General features: G+C 46.7%; 11 protein-coding genes. 6 read left to right on the forward strand and 5 right to left on the reverse strand.

The features are described 5' to 3' along the window. Positions 1–89 precede the first annotated feature (89 nt). The gene (locus GKS34_RS06035) at positions 90–4,181 is read right to left on the reverse strand and encodes an ATP-binding protein (RefSeq protein ID WP_163383911.1); all 4,092 of its coding nucleotides are present in this window, start codon (positions 4,179–4,181) and stop codon (positions 90–92) included. A gap of 221 nt (positions 4,182–4,402) precedes the next feature. On the opposite strand from GKS34_RS06035, the gene GKS34_RS06040 reads away from it, so the two are divergent. From GKS34_RS06040 to GKS34_RS06050, 3 genes are read left to right on the forward strand one after another with little or no spacing between them, the layout of a single operon-like run. Beyond that, positions 4,403–7,138, forward strand: coding sequence for a PSD1 and planctomycete cytochrome C domain-containing protein (locus tag GKS34_RS06040; protein ID WP_163383912.1), 2,736 nt, complete (start codon positions 4,403–4,405; stop codon positions 7,136–7,138). A gap of 1 nt (position 7,139) precedes the next feature. Beyond that, positions 7,140–8,633 (forward strand): DUF1501 domain-containing protein, encoded by a 1,494-nt coding sequence (locus GKS34_RS06045; protein ID WP_163383913.1) that lies wholly within the window; start codon positions 7,140–7,142, stop codon positions 8,631–8,633. A gap of 49 nt (positions 8,634–8,682) precedes the next feature. Then, positions 8,683–9,630 carry a sugar phosphate isomerase/epimerase family protein gene (locus GKS34_RS06050; protein WP_163383914.1) on the forward strand — a complete coding sequence of 316 codons (948 nt, stop codon included), beginning with the start codon at positions 8,683–8,685 and terminating at the stop codon, positions 9,628–9,630. On the opposite strand, the gene GKS34_RS06055 is transcribed toward GKS34_RS06050, so the two are convergent. Both GKS34_RS06055 and clpB read right to left on the reverse strand, forming a co-directional pair. Further along, the gene (locus GKS34_RS06055; protein ID WP_163383915.1) at positions 9,627–10,541 is read right to left on the reverse strand and encodes a glutaminase; all 915 of its coding nucleotides are present in this window, start codon (positions 10,539–10,541) and stop codon (positions 9,627–9,629) included. The genes GKS34_RS06050 and GKS34_RS06055 overlap by 4 nt on opposite strands. Before the next feature lie 175 nt (positions 10,542–10,716). Then, complete coding sequence (gene clpB / locus GKS34_RS06060; protein ID WP_163383916.1) at positions 10,717–13,332, reverse strand: ATP-dependent chaperone ClpB; 2,616 nt, start codon at positions 13,330–13,332, stop codon at positions 10,717–10,719. Between the two features lie 217 nt (positions 13,333–13,549). Between clpB and GKS34_RS06065 the strand changes: the two genes are divergently transcribed. The 3 genes from GKS34_RS06065 (at position 13,550) to GKS34_RS06075 (ending at position 16,837) form a co-directional block, all read left to right on the forward strand. Further along, a complete protein-coding gene (locus GKS34_RS06065; protein WP_240459210.1) occupies positions 13,550–15,019 on the forward strand; it encodes a sulfatase in 1,470 nt (489 codons plus the stop codon). Between the two features lie 81 nt (positions 15,020–15,100). Further along, complete coding sequence (gene rlmN / locus GKS34_RS06070) at positions 15,101–16,150, forward strand: dual-specificity RNA methyltransferase RlmN (protein ID WP_163383917.1); 1,050 nt, start codon at positions 15,101–15,103, stop codon at positions 16,148–16,150. 69 nt (positions 16,151–16,219) lie between these two features. Further along, positions 16,220–16,837, forward strand: a complete 618-nt coding sequence (locus GKS34_RS06075) for a TetR/AcrR family transcriptional regulator (protein ID WP_163383918.1) — start codon at positions 16,220–16,222, stop codon at positions 16,835–16,837. Between the two features lie 6 nt (positions 16,838–16,843). Here the strand turns inward: GKS34_RS06075 and GKS34_RS06080 are convergent, their stop codons facing one another. Continuing rightward, entirely contained in the window at positions 16,844–17,770 is a 927-nt protein-coding gene (locus tag GKS34_RS06080) for a rhomboid family protein (RefSeq protein ID WP_163383919.1), read from the reverse strand. 6 nt (positions 17,771–17,776) lie between these two features. Then, the gene (locus GKS34_RS06085) at positions 17,777–18,568 is read right to left on the reverse strand and encodes a rhomboid family intramembrane serine protease (RefSeq protein WP_163383920.1); all 792 of its coding nucleotides are present in this window, start codon (positions 18,566–18,568) and stop codon (positions 17,777–17,779) included. Positions 18,569–18,580 lie beyond the last annotated feature (12 nt).

Raw genomic sequence — 18,580 nt, forward strand, 5'->3', positions numbered from 1 at the left:
TTGTTGCAAAGAATGGCAAAATCGCCAATTTAAATCTTTCTTTTTGGTAATCATGTTCCTAATAACTCATTTAAGTCGCTGATTAACATCTATTTACGTGTTTCAGAGGGCATTTCTTCAAATTCAGCCGCATACAGCTTGGTGAAATACGAAGGGTCCTTAAACCCTGTCTCGAAGCTGACCTCTCCGATGCTTTTATCCGTGGTCAGGATCAGCTGACGGGCCCTGTGCAGCCGGGTGAGTTGAATAAAACGTGCCGTTGGAATATCCAGCAGCGCTTTGATTTTGCGGTGCAGTTGGGTACGGCTCATAGCCATTGCACGGCAAAGTTCCAGGGTACCGAAATCTTCATCCCCTAGGTTATCTTTCACTGCTTGATGCAATTTATCTAAAAAAGCATCTTGATAATCCGGCAAATGGCGGGCATCCTTTTGCCAAAAGTTCTGTTGTATTTTCCGACGCAAGTCCAGCAACTTTTCTATTCGGATGAGTAATTCCTCTTTATCGAAAGGTTTGGCCAAATACGCGTCCGCACCAGCTTTCAAACCTTCCAGCCGTTCCCCTTGTGTCGCTTTGGCTGTCAGCAAAATCACCGGAATATGACTGGTCCTAAGGTCTCTTTTTAATTTAGCACAAAAGGCAAAACCATCCATTTGGGGCATCATGACGTCGCTGATCACCATATCAGGAATCTCCTCAAGTGCTTTTTCCATTCCCTCCGCTCCATTCCGCGCCAGCCCGATGCGGTATTGATCCCGCAGAATCCTTTCCAGGTAGTACGCAACATCCTGATTGTCTTCTACAAGCAAAATGTAAGGGTCTCCTGCGACGGAGCGGACACTATTTCCGGGGACGAACCCGGTAGATTCTTCCAGGGGAGTGAGAAAAGCACTATCAATAGTTGGCTTTCGCATAACAAGCTGATCAGAGGCCTCAACTTCCGGACGTGGAAGAAAAACGGTAAAGGTAGTCCCCTGTCCTACCTGACTTTCCACTTCTATACGGCCGCTCATGAGCTTTATCAATTCACTCACCAGTGCAAGGCCAATTCCAGTACCTTCCGTGGCATTTCCCTGATTTTCGGACTGATGGAAACGGTCGAAAATATGTTTCAACTGATCTTCTGGCATTCCTACTCCCGTATCCCGTATCTTGATACGAATCTCTTTTCCGTCTGCTATTAGCGTTAGCCCTAATTCCACCTTGCCATAGTCCGGCGTAAACTTGATGGCATTAAAAATCAGGTTGGATACCAACTGTTGCATTTTCTCTTCATCGAAATCCATGGGAATAGTAGCCGGATCTGCATAAAAAACAAGCTGCAGGTGCTTACGCTGCGCCAGAGATTGAAACGATTCCACTAAATAGTTCAGAAATCGGGCTACATCGCCAGCAACAGGCCGGAGTTCCGTTTTTTTCGATTCCAGCTTTTGGAGTCGAAGAATCTGATTGACCAGGCCCAACAATTGGTTGCTATTTCGCTGAATCAGCCTCTTTTCCTTTTCGTGCCCTTCGATTTCGTCTGTGATACCGCTGATAACCGTGAGCGGTGTGCGAAATTCATGCGTAATATTGGTATACAGCCGATTTTTTAAGGCATCCATTTCCTTGAGTTTTCGCGCCTCTACCAAGGCTAGCTTTCGGCGCAAAATCGCACGATAACTAAAATAGGAAAGTATCATTAACGCCAGCAGAAATAAAGCCAATACCCACCAGCGTTGCCACCAGGGAGTTAGTATAACGATGTCCATATTCAGTGACGGTTCCGTAACCAAACCATTGGCACTTCTTACCCTGGCTTTTAACGTATACGATCCGGGCGGAACCTTAAAATAGGACACCAGACCCTGCTGATCCGCTATCTTCCAGTTTAAATCATAGCCATGAAGCATGTATTCGATAGATATGGGCTGGTCTTTTTGAAAATAAGGAGCTTTCAAACTTAGGGAAAAGATATTCTGTTCGGGAGGCAAGGTAATTTGCTTTGCTTCCCGAAGACTTGCCGCCGCCGGACTCAGGTATTTCGGCAGCAGCGCTTCTCCCTGGTTTTCAAACCGGTCCAAAATAACATCCGGCAGCTGACCGACTTTAGCGGCTAGTAAATGTTGACCGGAAAACTGCATAAAACCACCCTGACCTCCGACCAGAAAGCGGTCGTCTCCCAGGCCTTCTATCGGCTGCCACCAATTGCTGCTGACGGGTAAGGTATGCCATGGAAAGACCGTAAAATTCGAACTTGTTGGATTCAAATGGGCCAATCCATCCAGACTGGTACTCCAGACACCACCATTACTGTCCAGATGGATACTCCAATACCAATTATAATCCCTGCTTCGGGCAAACAACTGTTTGCTGCCCGATTTCGGATCAAATCTCACAATAACGCCGCGCTTACTGATCCAGAGGGCACCATTTGGAGCACCGGTAATGTCTGTAATTGCGTCGACTTCGGAAAACGCCTCCACTTCCATCCCATGGAAGTGGTGCTCAAAAACCTCCTGGGTGGGTAGGAAGCGATCCAGGAACGCCGGCTCGGAAGGCTCAAGCAGCGTACCTCCACCTCCTACCCAGATGATCCCCGATGGATCCTCGTACAAACTGGTAACAAAATTACCCCCGAGGCTGGTGGAATCCAACGGATCGTAGCGGTACTGTGTAGAGATTCCGGTTACCGGGTCGTATCGATTGAGACCTCCACCCCAGGTGGCGATCCAGATATTGCCGGTACGATCCTCCAGTATATCCATGATCAGGTCGGAGGAAAGCTTGTTGGGATTCTCAGGGTCCTTTCGCAGGACTTCTTTCGTCCCGCTATCCAGGTTGAGACGCAGGAGTCCGCAAGGTTGCGGCCAGCATCCGATCCAAAGATTACCCTTTCTGTCCTGATGAAGTGCTTTTATACTTTTTTCGCCGGAATCCAGCTTCATGGCCCGAAGGAGGCCACTGGATTGATAACGAAACAAGCCATTGTCCTGGGTGCCTATCCAGCCTTCCTCACCAGCGCCAGCTACAATCTCATTGACCTGATCGCCCGCCAGAAAGGTCTCAAATGTCCCCTCATAATTCTGCTTCGTGCACGGTTCGAATCGCTTTACATACCCCTCGTCCCGTCCGCTGCTAACGTAGATTGATCCATCCCTGGCAGCCAGAAACTTCCAGGCATTATTGGCTGATCCGTTCGTTGGGTGGGCGGGGTCGATCGCAAAATAACGGGTGCTATCATCCGCCGGGTCAAAAAGGTACATCCCATCATGGGTTACCCCCAACCAAAACCGACCATGGCAGTCCTGGGTAATATCGCTAAGAATACTCCACACGGGTCGGGTTGGCAGGTCCCGCAACCTGAGCGGTATTTGCTGAAACGTGTGGGTTACTGGATCAAATTTGAACAATTCCCGATCCGCCGTGCCTATCCAGATATTGCCCTGCTTGTCTTCGTAAAGACTACTGATGTTAAAGGAATTAGCTGGTGCTTCTTTAAATGTATCCGGGAGTAATAGATCGAAGGCATTTTCCTCCACATTGAACTTGAGAAGGCCACCCGTATCTTCCCTTTCTACGTCGCCCCAAATATAGCCAGCCCCAACCCAACTATTTCCGCTGCGATCAACAAGTACTGTTTCAGCATAACCTATAGGAAGTGAAACCCCATTTACTTCTACCTTATCATAATGCTCAAATGATGATACTTCAGGGTTAAAAGCGAATACTCCTTCCCGCGTTGCCAACCATATTTTTCCCTCGGGACCTTCTGCCAGGTTGCCGATATGGCTCGGTGAAGCCGCTTCCTCATTGCCGCGATAAACGTAATTTTGAAACGCTCCTGTTTCCGGATTCATACGATACAGTCCCCCTCCAAATCCACCCACCCAATAATTCCCTTGCCGATCCACCAAAAGGCTTTCGGTATCGGCAGGACCTCCGTTAGTAGAAAGTGGATAAAGGCGGAAATTCGTTCCATCGTACCGGTACAAGCCTACGGGCGTCGGAAACCAAATAAATCCCGCACTATCCTGCACCATCCTGTTGGCCATATTGGATTCAGGTCCCGCGGGATTAAAGATCTCTTCAAATTGAATATTCTCAGAAAATCCAAGCGACTGTGCTGCCAGGGGAGCATTGGGATACAGTCCAGCAAGGAACAGATAAACAAGGAATAACGAAATTTTATTACAGATCAAATCAGACTGGATTTTTGACTTAATATAAGCAATTTTCCAAACTTTGAACAATCTGGATTTGCTATTTCCCAACTATTGTATCGCGTATTGAGTAAGTCGCAGGCCTGTTGGTGGGTCTCCCAGTCATAAAACAGGCAGATCTACGTCCACGTTTCGCAATACTTTGCAATTTCAGGCTTTTCTGGCTAATTTTCGACATTAAAACTTGTGCCCGAATCCCCATGAAAAAGTCCGGTTTTCTTATTGGAATGGCCAGCATCCTACTTGCAGGAGTCATTTTCTATGCCTTAACCCAGGAAACGGAGATTGATTTCAGTACGCAGGTGAAGCCTATACTCAACCAGCACTGTATTTCCTGCCACGGAGGAGTCAAAAAAAACGGGGGATTTAGCCTGCTGTTTGAAGAGGAAGCCCTTGCTGCCACGGAGTCCGGTCGTCCTGCCATTATTCCGGGAGATGTCCACGACAGTGAGTTTATCTCCCGCTTGAGCGAAAGCGATCCGGAAGTACGCATGCCGTACAAAAAAGCCCCCCTCAGCGAAGAAGAAATCAAAATTCTCACCCAGTGGGTGGAAGAGGGTGCAAACTGGGGCCAACATTGGGCGTACAAAACGCCGGCGAAACCAGTGGCTCCTGAAAAGGGCCTTCAGGCAGGCTTACTCTCCGAAGAAGCCCCGCCTTTCATTCAAAATGACATTGACCGGTTTATAGCCGAAGGTCTGGCCCGGCAAGAACTTAGCCCTTCCTCAGAAGCAGGTAAAAACATCCTTATTCGAAGGCTGAGCCTGGATCTTACCGGGCTTCCTCCTGATGAAGCCTTGGTAAGCCGGTGGAAATCCGGCCAGATGAGTTATGAAGAGTTGGTAGATGAGCTATTGGACAATCCTGCTTTTGGGGAAAAGTGGGCTTCCTGGTGGCTGGACCTGGCTCGATACGCGGATACCAAAGGCTATGAACGGGACGTCAGCCGCCAAATCTGGGCATATCGGGACTGGGTGATCAAAGCCCTGAACGCAGACATGCCTTTTGACCAGTTTACCATCGAACAACTTGCCGGAGATTTATTGCCCGACCCGGATTTAGACCAACTAACAGCCACTGCTTTTCACCGCAACACCATGAATAACGATGAAGGTGGTACTCAGGATGAGGAATTTCGGGTAACTGCCGTGATCGACCGGGTCAATACCACCTTTGAAGTTTGGCAGAGCACGACCATGTCCTGCGTGCAGTGCCACAGCCACCCATACGATCCATTTAGGCACGAAGATTATTACCAGCTTATGGCTTTCTTCAATAACAGCCGGGATGAAGACACCCATGGGGAGGAACCCAAATTAAAATTCTACACCGGGGAAGACAGCATCCGCATGGAGGAAATAAAATCCTGGGCTGCCCAGTACGGGAATGAAACGCTGGAGAATAAAATGGAGGCTATCCTGCTTTACCAGGAACCCAAATACCATGCCCACATCGCCGAGGACTTTGAAAATGGTGAATTGATCGACACCAAATGGCTGGGCCTTTGGGATAATGGATCCTGTTACTTACGGGATGTCTACACCGGAGGCTCGCCCTATATTTATATTAATTACTGGACAGGAAACGAAGGAAACCTGCTGACCATTCGTAAAGGCGGGCCAGAGGGGGAAATCCTGGCTCAATTCACCCTGGGAAAAACGGAGGGTAGGGTAATACGCCGCTTTCCCATAAAAGAATTGCATGAAAAGGTGGACCTTTACCTCCACATGGAGAACAAATCCCTGAAACCGCAGCAGACCACTTCTACCATCAATTGGTTTGGCTTTTTTCCGGAGTTACCCGGACAAGATCAACCCGGGCACGAAGAAATAGACCACGATTTTTTAACCTTGCTCAACAAAAACACCCCGTCAGTTCCTATCCTCGTAGAAAACCCGGATTACATGAAGCGGGAAACCCATGTGTTTGAAAGAGGCAATTGGATGCTCAAAGGGGAAGCTGTAAAACCAGATGTGCCTGCCGTTCTTAACAGCTGGGATCCGGAATGGCCTGAAAATCGCCTTGGGCTTGCCTACTGGCTGACCAGCAAAGAAAATCCACTGACCGCCCGAACCCTTGCTAACCGGCTTTGGGAACAATTATTTGGCCGCGGAATTGTCAGCACCTTGGAAGATATGGGCACCCAATCAGACCCGCCCAGTCATCGGCAATTACTAGACTGGTTGGCTGTCCGATTAATGGAAGACCACAACTGGAGGTTAAAACCTTTAATTAAAGATATGGTCTTGTCCGGAACGTATCGGCAGTCCTCTGTTTCCTCTGCCTTTCTTCATGAAAAAGACCCGGAAAACAAATGGTATGCTAGAGGCCCGAGATTCCGGCTCAGTGCAGAACAAATCCGGGATCAGGCACTTGCCGCTTCGGGCCTTCTAAGCAGAAAAATGTATGGCAAACCGGTGATGCCTCCCCAGCCGGATAATGTATGGCAAACCGTCTACAACGGAGAATCCTGGGAAACCAGTGAAGGAGAAGACCGTTACCGTAGAGCCGTTTATACGTTTCTGAAACGTACCAGCCCCTACCCTTCTTTTATTAGCTTCGATGCAGGAAGCCGGGAAGTTTGCACCATTAGCCGTACCGTAACCAATACTCCCCTGCAGGCCTTGGTTACATTAAATGATCCGGTATACCAGGAGGCCGCTTTTCACCTGGCTCTAAGCATGTACCGCTCCGATGCTGCAGACCCCATTTCCTGGGCTTACGAAAGACTCTTGTTGCAACCCATCAGTCCGCAAAAACAGGAGCACCTTCAATCATTGTATGCATTCGCCTTGGAAGATTTCTCATCCAACACAGAGGCGATGGAGGAATGGCTGCAATTTGCAGAAGACGAGCAGAAAAACCCGGAGCTGGCAGCCTTGGCGCTCATCGCCAATGCGCTGATGAATTTGGATGAATTCCTAACCAAATCCTGACATGGACAAGATCAAAAAATTACTGGCTGAAAAACTGGAACGAGAACTACAATCCCAAACCCGCAGGCATTTTATACAAAGCTGTGTCAGCGGTATGGGAGGTTTAGCACTGGGCTCGCTGGTCGGATGTCAAACCCCCGAACCCCAGGGCATGCAACTCTCCGAGCGGGACCTCAATCCTCTTTCAGCGGCGGCACCTCCCTTTGCGCCCAAAGTGCAATCGGTGATTTACCTGCACATGGCAGGTGCACCTTCCCAACTGGAAATGTTTGATTACAAACCCGAGTTGGCCAGACTTCACAACAAGGAATGTCCGGAATCTGTGCTTCAGGGAAGAAAGTTTGCCTTTATCAGGGGCCGACCAAACCTGCTTGGGCCACAGGCTGAATTTGAGCAATCCGGGGAATCCGGTAACTGGGTATCTGACTACCTGCCTCATTTCAAGCAGGTAGTGGATGAGGTGGCTTTTTTGAAAGCAGTCCATACCGACCAATTTAACCATGGACCGGCCCAGCTCTTCATGCAGACCGGTAGTCCCCGATTGGGCAGGCCCAGTATTGGCTCCTGGGTAACCTACGGCCTGGGATCGGAAAACCAAAACTTGCCAGGCTTCGTGGTGCTTACCTCTGGAGGAAAAACCCCGGATGCCGGAAAAAGTGTCTGGGGAAGTGGTTTTCTACCCTCCGTTTACCAAGGAGTGCAATGCCGTTCCAAAGGGGATCCGGTATTGTACATCGAGGATCCGAAAGGCATGTCCAGATCCATGAAAAGAAAATTACTGGACGCCATCAACGCCATTAACCAGGAGGATTTCCAAAGCTATGCAGACCCGGAAATTTTAGCCCGCATCAACCAATACGAGATGGCTTTCCGCATGCAGATTGAGGTACCGGAAGTCATGAACATCAACGAAGAGCCGGAGTACATTCACCAGCTTTATGGAACACAGCCTGGAGAAGAGTCCTTTGCCAACAATTGTTTACTGGCGCGAAAAATGGTAGAAAAGGGCGTGCGCTTTGTACAGCTTTACGATTGGGGATGGGATGCGCACGGCACCAATGAGGAAACGGCCATAAACCTGGGGATGAAGGACAAATGCCAGGAAATAGACCGGCCCATTGCCGCCTTACTGACCGACCTGAAACAAAGAGGCTTGCTGGACCAGACCCTGGTAGTCTGGGGAGGGGAGTTTGGTCGCACCCCCATGCAGGAAAACAGAGAAGGAAAAACTCAGAGCTATATGGGCCGGGATCATCACGTGGATGCTTTTACGATGTGGATGGCTGGTGGAGGCATCAAAAAGGGAGCTTCGCATGGAGAAACCGATGAAATTGGTTTTTCCGGAGTAGAAAATAAAGTTTCTGTACATGACGTTCACGCGACCATCCTGCACCTTTTGGGATTTGACCACGAACAATTTACGTTTGACTTTCAGGGCAGGCCATTCCGGCTAACGGACGTTGAAGGAAACATAATACGGGAAATACTAACCTGAATGAACTCAAAGAAGTCAGTATTACAACAACAACTATAGAAAACACCCAATGGACCGAAGAACATTTATTCAGCAAAGCAGTTTACTTTCCCTGGGATTAGCCAGCGCCCCTTATCTATCCCATGCCGGTGGGAATATACAAGAACGAAAATTCCGTGTGAGTTTGAATCCCTACGCCATCGGAGTATCCATTAATCAGGAGGAGATGATTGACAAGGCAGTTGCTTATAATTTTGAAGCCATCTTACCCGTTCCTGCTCAGTTGATGGAAATGTCTCCGGGAAAGTTTGACGAGTTTCTGGCCAAAAAAGAAGCCCACAACCTGACCTGGGATGCAGCAGGACTGCCAGTCGATTTCCGAAAAGACAAGGCTACATTTGAAGAGGGAATTAAAGACTTACCGAAGGTAGCCACCATCTTGCGAAAAGCCGGTGTAAGCCGTGTGGGCACCTGGATTATGCCCAGCCACGATGAACTCCCCTATTTGGACAACTTTAAGCAACACAGCGAGCGCCTTGGAAAGGCAGCCCAACTATTGGGAGATGAAGGGTTGAAACTCGGTTTCGAATACGTGGGTACAAAAAATCTAAAAATCATCAACCGCTATCCCTTTGTTGGAACCCTGAAAGAAGTTCAGGACCTCATCGCCGAGATCGGGCACCCAAATTTGGGTGTACAGCTGGACAGTTTTCACTGGTATACCTCCAGTGAAAGCGTAGCCGATCTGGAGAAACTGACCAACGAGCAAATTGTGACCTGCGATCTCAACGATGCCACTGCTGGACGAACTATTCCTGAACAGATCGATGGTGAACGGCAACTACCAGGAGATAGTGGCTTGATAGATCTGAAGGGATTTATGCAGGCCCTGGTAACTATTGGATACGATGGACCGGTCAGGGCGGAACCTTTCAATGCAAAATTAAATGCTATGGACAACGAGCAGGCCCTGGCTGCCACTTCCAAAGCCATGTGGAGAACTGTGAACCTGATTTAAAACAGGGAAAATTTCAGTTTATCGGTTAGCAGCTCCAAGGCCTTGATCGCTTTTACCGAATTTCCTTTCTCGTTCAGTTCGGGAGACCAGACGGCGATGCTGAATTTGCCGGGCATGATAGCAGCTACCCCTCCTCCCACGCCGCTTTTACCGGGTAATCCCACGCGAAAAGCAAATTCTCCGGATTCATCGTAGAAGCCGCAGGTAAGCATCAGGGCGTTGACCCGCCGGGATTGGCTTTCGTTTAAAATCTCGCGTTTTGCAAAGATGGAATATCCGTCGTTTGCCAAATAGGAAAACGCTTTTGCCAGTTCTTCACAACACATTTCTATGGAACATTGGTATACATACGTGCGAATCACTTCCGGAATGTCGTTGTCAAAATTCTTATAGGCCTTTAGAAAGTAAGCCATGGCTGTGTTCCTCTCCGCGTGTTGCAGTTCCGATTGCATCACCTCTTCATTAATGCGCACGCAATGCTGTCCTGCCAACTCATCAATATAATCCCGGATGCTCTGTGTGGGATTTTCAAACTTACTGGTTAAGGCATCCGTGATCACCAGGGCTCCCGGATTGACGAAAGGATTTCGCGGTACGCCCTTTTCATATTCCAGCTGCGCGATGGAATTGAAGGGGTTGCCGCTAGGCTCCACGTTCACGCGGGACCAGAGTTTACTACGGAATTTGTGAAAGACCATGGTCAGCGTAAATACCTTGGAAATACTTTGAATTGAAAAAGGCACCTGATAATCCCCTACTCCATATACCTTTCCTTCCAGATCTATCAAGGCAATACCAAACCGGTTTCTGGATACTTTCGTTAATTCGGGAATGTAATCCGCGACTTTCCCCCGTAAGTCCAGCTCATTTACTTCCTGATATACTTCTGAGATTAATTCCTGGTAATCCATAGTTACTTTTTTATGGGGTACGTCCCGATTATCAAAAGTAACGCTATTTTTTTGAGGGACCCCTTCTACAACTGGACAAAAAAAAACAGCTGACTGAATTAACAGCCAACTGTCTATCTTACCGAATGAAAATCCAGAATAATGGTTAGTGAAAACCAATTGATACTGGAACCACTTATTCCACGCTTACTTCATCCACATTTTTGAAGTATACCTGCCTATCCGCATCCAGGTCTACCAATACAGCACTTTCGTTTTTAATATAGCCACTAAGGATTTGCTTGGACAACTCATTCAATATAAGTCGCTGCATGGTTCGCTTTAGAGGCCTGGCTCCGTATTGGGGATCAAAACCGACCTCGCCGAGATAGTCTAACACCTCCGGAGTAGCTTCAAGCTCTATGCCGGATTCAGCCAGTCGTTGCTGTACCTCCTTCCATTGGATATCCACAATTTGCCGTAAGATTTCCCTATTTAGAGGTTCGAACATGATGGTTTCATCAATACGGTTGAGAAACTCCGGCCGCACTGATTTTTTTAACAAGCTAAAGACCTCTTCTTTGGTTTCTTCCATCACCTGCTCTTTGTTCCATTCATCCATGCTATCAAAACGCTCCTGAATCAGCGTAGAGCCAATATTGGTGGTCATGATAATGATGGTGTTTTTAAAGTTGGCCACCCTTCCTTTATTATCGGTTAGCCTGCCATCATCCAGAACCTGAAGCAGGATATTGAATACATCAGGATGGGCTTTTTCGATCTCATCCAGCAGTACCACGGAATAAGGTTTTCTTCTCACAGCTTCGGTCAATTGGCCTCCTTCGTCATACCCCACGTAACCCGGAGGCGCTCCCACCAGACGGCTGACTGCATGACGTTCCTGATATTCTGACATATCTATTCTTACCATCGCATTCTCATCGCTAAACAGGTATTCGGCCAGGGCTTTTGCCAACTCGGTTTTTCCAACACCGGTAGTACCCAGGAAAATGAAGGACCCTATGGGGCGCTTTGGGTCTTGTAAACCCGCACGACTTCTGCGAACCGCATCCGAAATGGCCACAATTGCCTCCCGCTGTCCAGCTACCCGCTTACCTAACTCCTCTTCCAAATGAAGGAGTTTTTCCATCTCACTTTGGATCATTTTGGAAAGGGGAATTCCCGTCCACTTACTGACTACGGCTGCGATGTCTTCATGGTCTACTTCTTCCTTCAACAAAGGGGAGCCTTCCTGCATCTCTTTAAGTTGCTGTTGGAAAGATTCCAGTTTCTTCTCGCTTTCTCCTATTTTTCCATACCGGATTTCCGCTACTTTACCGAAGTCCCCAGCTCTTTCCGCTTGCTCCGCTTCCAGCTTAAACTTATCGATACTTTCCTTTTCACGTTGTATCCCCTGGATGACAGCCTTTTCACTTTCCCACTTGGCTTTGATTTCTTGTCTTTTTTCGGTGAGTTCGGCCAGCTCTTTACTCAGCACGGCCTCTTTCTCCTTGTTTTTCTCCCTTCGGATAGCCTCCCGCTCAATTTCCAACTGCATGATCCTGCGATTGAGCTCGTCGAGTTCCTGCGGCAGGGAATCAATTTCCATCCGCAGTTTGGCGGCGGCTTCGTCCATCAGGTCAATGGCTTTATCGGGCAAATAGCGATCAGAAATGTAACGCTGTGAAAGTTCCACTGCAGCTATTACCGCATCGTCCTTAACGCGGACTCCGTGATGCAATTCGTATTTATCTTTGATCCCCCGGAGGATGGAAATGGCATCCAAGGCATCGGGTTCGTCGACAATTACCTGCTGAAACCTTCGCTCCAAAGCCTTATCCTTTTCAATGTATTTCTGATACTCCTTCAGTGTGGTGGCTCCGATAGCGTGAAGTTCTCCTCTGGCCAACGCAGGTTTTAGCAGGTTAGCCGCATCCATGGCACCCTCTCCTCCTCCACCGGCACCGATCAGCGTATGAATTTCATCGATAAACAGAATGATTTCTCCCTCCGAATCGGTTACTTCCTTGATGACTGCTTTCAGTCTTTCCTCAAACTCTCCTTTGTATTTGGCACCAGCTACGAGCAATCCCATATCCAGGGAAATCAGCAATTTACTTTTCAGATTTTCCGGCACATCTCCGCTGACAATCCGTTGGGCCAAGCCTTCTACGATGGCCGTTTTACCCACTCCGGGTTCTCCCAGAAGTATGGGATTGTTTTTGGTCCTTCGTGCTAGTATCTGCAATACCCTTCTGATTTCCTCATCCCGGCCAATAACCGGGTCTATTTTGCCTTTTTTGGCGAGCTCGTTTAGGTTTTTGGAATACCTTTCCAAAGACCTGTACTTTGATTCTGCGTTTTGATCGGTCACTTTATTTCCTTTTCTAAGTTCTTTAATGGCTTCGATAAGCTTCTTTTCATTTAATCCCTGATCCTTTAGCAATTGGGCGGTTTTATCCGAACCTGCCAAGACACCCAATACCAGGTGCTCCACAGCCACGTATTCGTCGCCAAAGGTTTTCAAGTATCCCTTTGCTTTTTCCAATACCTGATTGGTAGCATTGGATAGATAAGGCTGCTGCCCACTTACCTTTGGGAGTTGATGGATGATTTCCTCCAACTTCTGAACAATCAGCCCTGAATTGATTCCTAACTTTTTAAATAAAAAGTCAGTAACGTTGCTATCTTCCTGAATGATCCCCTTGAGCAGGTGCGCGGGTTCTATAATTTGCTGCTGCTCGGCTGTACATAGCTCAAGCGCCTTTTGAATGGCTTCCTGAGACTTGATGGTAAATTGCTTAAAATCCATAGTGGTTTGGGTTATGTTTTTTGTTGTTCTTTCTTCCTTTCAATATCTGAATCAAATATGTAACCAAACCGGCTTTCCTTTAAAAACCTGAAAAAATGTCCGTTTTCGAACAAAAAACATGAATTTACAGACTTTTTGGCAGGATTTCAGGTTGTAGTAATTAGAAAATCAAGAGAAGTTAATCACATCTATTCTTTCATTTTTATATCTTTACAAGGTGAAAAAAGCCATCCCATATTCGATGAAAGGTGTGTTGCTTTTCTGTTGCCTGTTTTGCCTTTCCTCTTGTAAAAAAAAGGAAATAGAAAAACCAAATATTCTGGTAATTCTGGTAGATGATCTGGGTTGGGCAGATGTAGGAGCCAATTTCCCCGATACCTTTTACGAAACCCCAAACCTTGACCGGATGGCAGCCAATGGCTTGCGTTTTTCCCAGGCCTATGCGGCACATCCGGTTTGCAGTCCCACGCGAGCGGCATTAATGACAGGATTACATCCCAACAAACTAAACATAACCGACTGGATCCCTGGCTTTAGCAGAAATAAGGAAGATTGGCCGCTATCCACGCCGGAGATAAGCCATCAGTTGGCCCTGGAAGAAATAACTCTTGCCGAAAAATTTAAAGCAGCCGGGTATCAAACTTTTTTCGCAGGCAAATGGCATTTAGGGGAAGAAGATAAGTATTGGCCCGAGCACCAGGGCTTCGAGCAGAATATGGGTGGGTGGAGTGTAGGCGCTCCTCAGTTAAAGAAAGGGGTAGCTAACGGCTATTACGCTCCCTATGGAAACCCCAGGCTGGAAGACGGTCCGGATGGCGAATATTTAACGGAAAGACTTACCGATGAAAGCATCCGGTTTATCCGGGAAAAAGGAACGGATCCCTTTTTTCTATACCTTTCCTTTTACACCGTCCATACGCCCATTCAGCCAGCCCCTAAAAAGTACGATTATTTCCTTCGTAAAAAAGAAAACATGGCCAAAGCACCAGGAGTGCAAACTTACCGGCAGGAGGGCGAAGGAAAGACGAAACTCATACAGGACAATGCGGCCTACGCCTCTATGGTTGCCGCTATGGATGAAAATGTTGGAAGAGTCCTACAGGCGCTCGAAGAGGAAGGATTGGATGGAAATACTTGGGTAATTTTAACCAGCGACAACGGAGGACTATCCACTTTATTTAATGAAGGGGCTCCTACAGCAAATGGGCCCTTACGCGCTGGCAAAGGCTGGTGCTATGAGGGGGGTATCAGGGTGCCGCTGATCATTCAGGGTCCCGGGCTTTCCGGCCCTGGAAGGGTATCGGAAATTCCAGTGGTCAGCATGGATTTATTCCCCACCCTGCTTAGTCTGGCCCAAATTCCTCACGACGCCAACGATGGCAAGGATCTGTCAGCACTGATCCGTAACAATGATAAAATTGAACGGGAATCACTGGTTTGGCATTATCCGCACTACCATGGAAGTGCCTGGAAACCTGGATCTGCCATTCGGGAAGGTAAGTGGAAATTAATTCACTTTTATGAATCGGGAATAAGTGAACTCTTTGACCTGGAAAAAGACCCGGGGGAAACGGAAAATCTGGCTAAGGTGTATCCGCAAAAAACGGATGCCATGCAGTACAGTCTGATGCGACATTTGAAAGAAACGGGGGCCAGGTTTCCGCAGCGCAAGATCCGCGAGAAATGAAATTTCAGGTATCAGGGAGAGGCATTTGAACCAATTTACCGGGGTATTTTGTTTTTAGAAATCCTGAATGAAAAGAAAATTATGCAACAAGTCAACAAACAAGATATTCGTAAATTAAATCTTCAGGAGTTAGAGCAGTATTTTGAATCGGTGGGAGAAAAACGGTTCAGAGCCAAACAAGTCTATGAATGGCTATGGAGCAAATCTCTTAAAAACTTTGATGACATGACAAATCTATCGAAGGCCACCAGAGAGCATTTAAAAGAAAACTTTGATATCAACCACATTTTAGTCGACCAGTTCCAACGGAGCAGTGATGGGACGATCAAAAACGCCGTTAAACTATTTGATCATCAAATCGTGGAGTCGGTTCTAATCCCTACTTCAAAGAGGATTACCGCTTGCGTCTCCTCGCAGGTTGGATGCAGTCTGGATTGTAATTTTTGTGCTACGGCCAGGCTTAAGCGAATGCGTAACCTAAATCCGGATGAGATTTACGATCAGGTAGTAGCTATACAGGAAGAGGCTCGTTTATATTTTGACCGCCCTTTGACCAATATTGTCTTTATGGGAATGGGGGAGCCCTTACTCAACTATCAGAATGTGCTGGCAGCAATTGAGAGAATCTGTTCTCCTACAGGCTTGGGGATCTCGCCAAAACGCATTACCTTGTCAACGGTAGGTATTGCGAAAATGATCCGAAAGCTAGCTGATGACGGAGTCAAATTCAATCTGGCACTTTCCCTTCACTCGGCAATTAATGAAACCAGAACCCGGGTCATGCCTATTAACCAGACCAATACCGTAGAAGAGTTGGCGGAAGCATTGAAATACTGGTATTCGATAACCAAAAGAAAGGTTACTTTTGAATACGTCATTTGGGATGGCATCAATGATGACGAAAGACACGCCCGGGCGCTCGCTAAATTTTGCAAACACATACCTTCGAAGGTGAATATCATTCAATACAATCCGATTGACGAAGGGGAATATCGGCAAGCGTCTCCGGAAAAAGTTTCTCTTTACCTGCGGATACTGGAAGATTCCGGTATTGTCGCTAAGGTACGAAAGTCCCGGGGGCAGGATATTGATGCGGCCTGTGGGCAATTGGCCAACAAAATTGATTGGTAATTAGAGGCTTACTTATAGGGGATATGAATTCCTTTTTTTTAACTTTGAAATACGTATTAAAGTACAGGAATGAATCTTCAAACCATCATAGAAAAATCACTTATTATATTTAATGAACGTGGGTATCACGACATGGATATCGACCGACTTTTGGAAAATCTGCAGGTCAGGCCATCGGATTTCTACCGGGACATAAGGGACTTTGATGATTTAATCGTACGGATATTTTACAGCTTGTGCAACGAATCAGATGCAGCATCGGCAGCCATTGATAAATCCAGCCCTTCACTTGAGATTTTATATTCCAGTATTATTAGTTCCTACCGTATACAGGTCAAATATCATTTTTTGTTCACGGACCTGGGAAGTGTCATCCAACGGCATGAAAGGGTAAAAGACCGTTATTTCGAATTGATTTCTTTACGAAAAGCGCAACTGATCCAACTCTTTCAAAAACTGAAAGAAGAGCATATTTTTAAAAAAGAAAATTTTACCGGGAGTTATGAAAACCTGGCCAACCAGATGACCATGCTTTCCGATTATTGGCCCAGCCATAACCAAATAATTTTTGGTCAGGAAACCTTCCATTATCAGTATTACAGCAAACTGGTCTTTTCCATGGTATTGCCATTTCTGACTGAAAGTGGATTGGGACTATACAAAAAAATCTTGGGATACGACCGATAGCAGGGCTTATACGTCTTTATTGCTAAAATCAAATAACTTCCGTTTTTCCTCTTTGCTCAGATTATCGTATCCCTTTTCCGCTATTTTATCGAGAATACGATCGATTTCTTCCTGAGTACTTTTTCCTCCACCCGAAGTCGTAGTACTTGAGCTGTTACTGCCTTTCTTTTTGGTGGATTCCGGGCTCCTCCTGTAGGTTACTTTTACCTTAGATTTTTGTGAAAAGAGGTTTTCAAAAAACATCCCGACGATTTGAACAGGCTTCCCCAAATCGACTCCTTTCTGGAGTTGTAAAATATAAAAGTATCCCAAGGCTGCACCTCCCAAATGAGCTAATTCCCCACCAGCATTTGAGCCGGCAGAATTGGCAAAAGCAATCAACACATAAAATATAGCGATGTATTTTATTTTTACCGGGCCTATCAAAATGAGGTGAAACTGGGTATCCGGTCTGAGGGTTGCGGCGGCTACCACGATGGCATACACCCCTGCACTGGCTCCCAGCATCAAGGCACCATCAACCCTATCACTAAAAAAAGGTGCAATATTGTAAAGAATTACATATAACAAACCACCTGCTATTCCTCCTAGAATATAAAGATTGACCAATTTTCTATTCCCCAGGTACTCCTGAACCAACAAGCCAAACCAGTATAGAAAAAGCAGGTTAAAAATGATGTGGAAGAACCCTTCATGCAAAAACATATAGGTTAACATCGTCCAGGGTTGGGTCAACAATCTGGGCAAGGAAGCAGGCATCATAAAATAGGAAACGATGGAACGGTACAGGTCCTCAGCCCCTCCAATGGTGAGAAAAACCCGCATGATCATCAAAACCAGAAAAGCGAGCAAGTTTATGGCTATGATTTTATACAGACCATTGTCTTTATGGTCAAAGGCATGCCTGATATGATACCAAAATCCTCCGTACATGATTTGTTAATAGAAATTTCTCCTGTCCTTCTTCCAATAGGTGACCAAGACCGCACCAATGACCAAGCCCGATAGGTGCGCAAAATGCGCCACATTATCCGTCGGATTCGATACAAATATATTATAAACCGTGTATAGTCCATAGAACAAAACAAGGTATTTTGCTTTTACAGGCATGGGTGGAAAAAGCAAAAATAGCTGGGTATTGGGGAAAAGCATGCCGAAAGCAATAAGAATACCGAACAATGCTCCCGAAGCCCCCACCATAGGCACGTTCACCTGACGATCACGAATATCCAGCATGGTTCGCTTGGCTGCGGATACCATTTCTGTACTTTCCGGATTTCTGCTGTATTTGTCGACAAAGTCATAGATAGCTGGATTGAACAAATGCCGATTGTCGGAAACAAAGCGATTGAATGTTTCCGGGTCCGGGTCGTTAGTAAAGGCTTCTATCCGGTCGTTTAAATTTCCCATTTTGTACGCATTGTATCCGGAATACAAGACACCGGACCCTATGCCACACACCATCCAAAGGATCAGTATTTTTTTCGGCCCCATGAATTGCTCCAGCAGCGGGCCAAAAATAAACAACCCAAACATGTTACTAATCAAGTGCCAGAAGTCAGCATGCATAAACATGTACGTCACAAACTGAAAAGGCATGAAAAACCTGCTTTCTACATAATAGAGTGCAAAAAGGTTTTTTAACTGTGGGATAAAAAAGGAAGCAATTACATGCATCCCCACGGTGATTAATAGCAAGTTTTTCACAATGGGGGTGAGGGCTCTAAACATAGGATTCCGTTT

It is taken from the genome of Cyclobacterium jeungdonense (assembly GCF_010994275.1).
In the GTDB taxonomy this organism is placed as follows: Bacteria; Bacteroidota; Bacteroidia; order Cytophagales; family Cyclobacteriaceae; genus Cyclobacterium; species Cyclobacterium jeungdonense.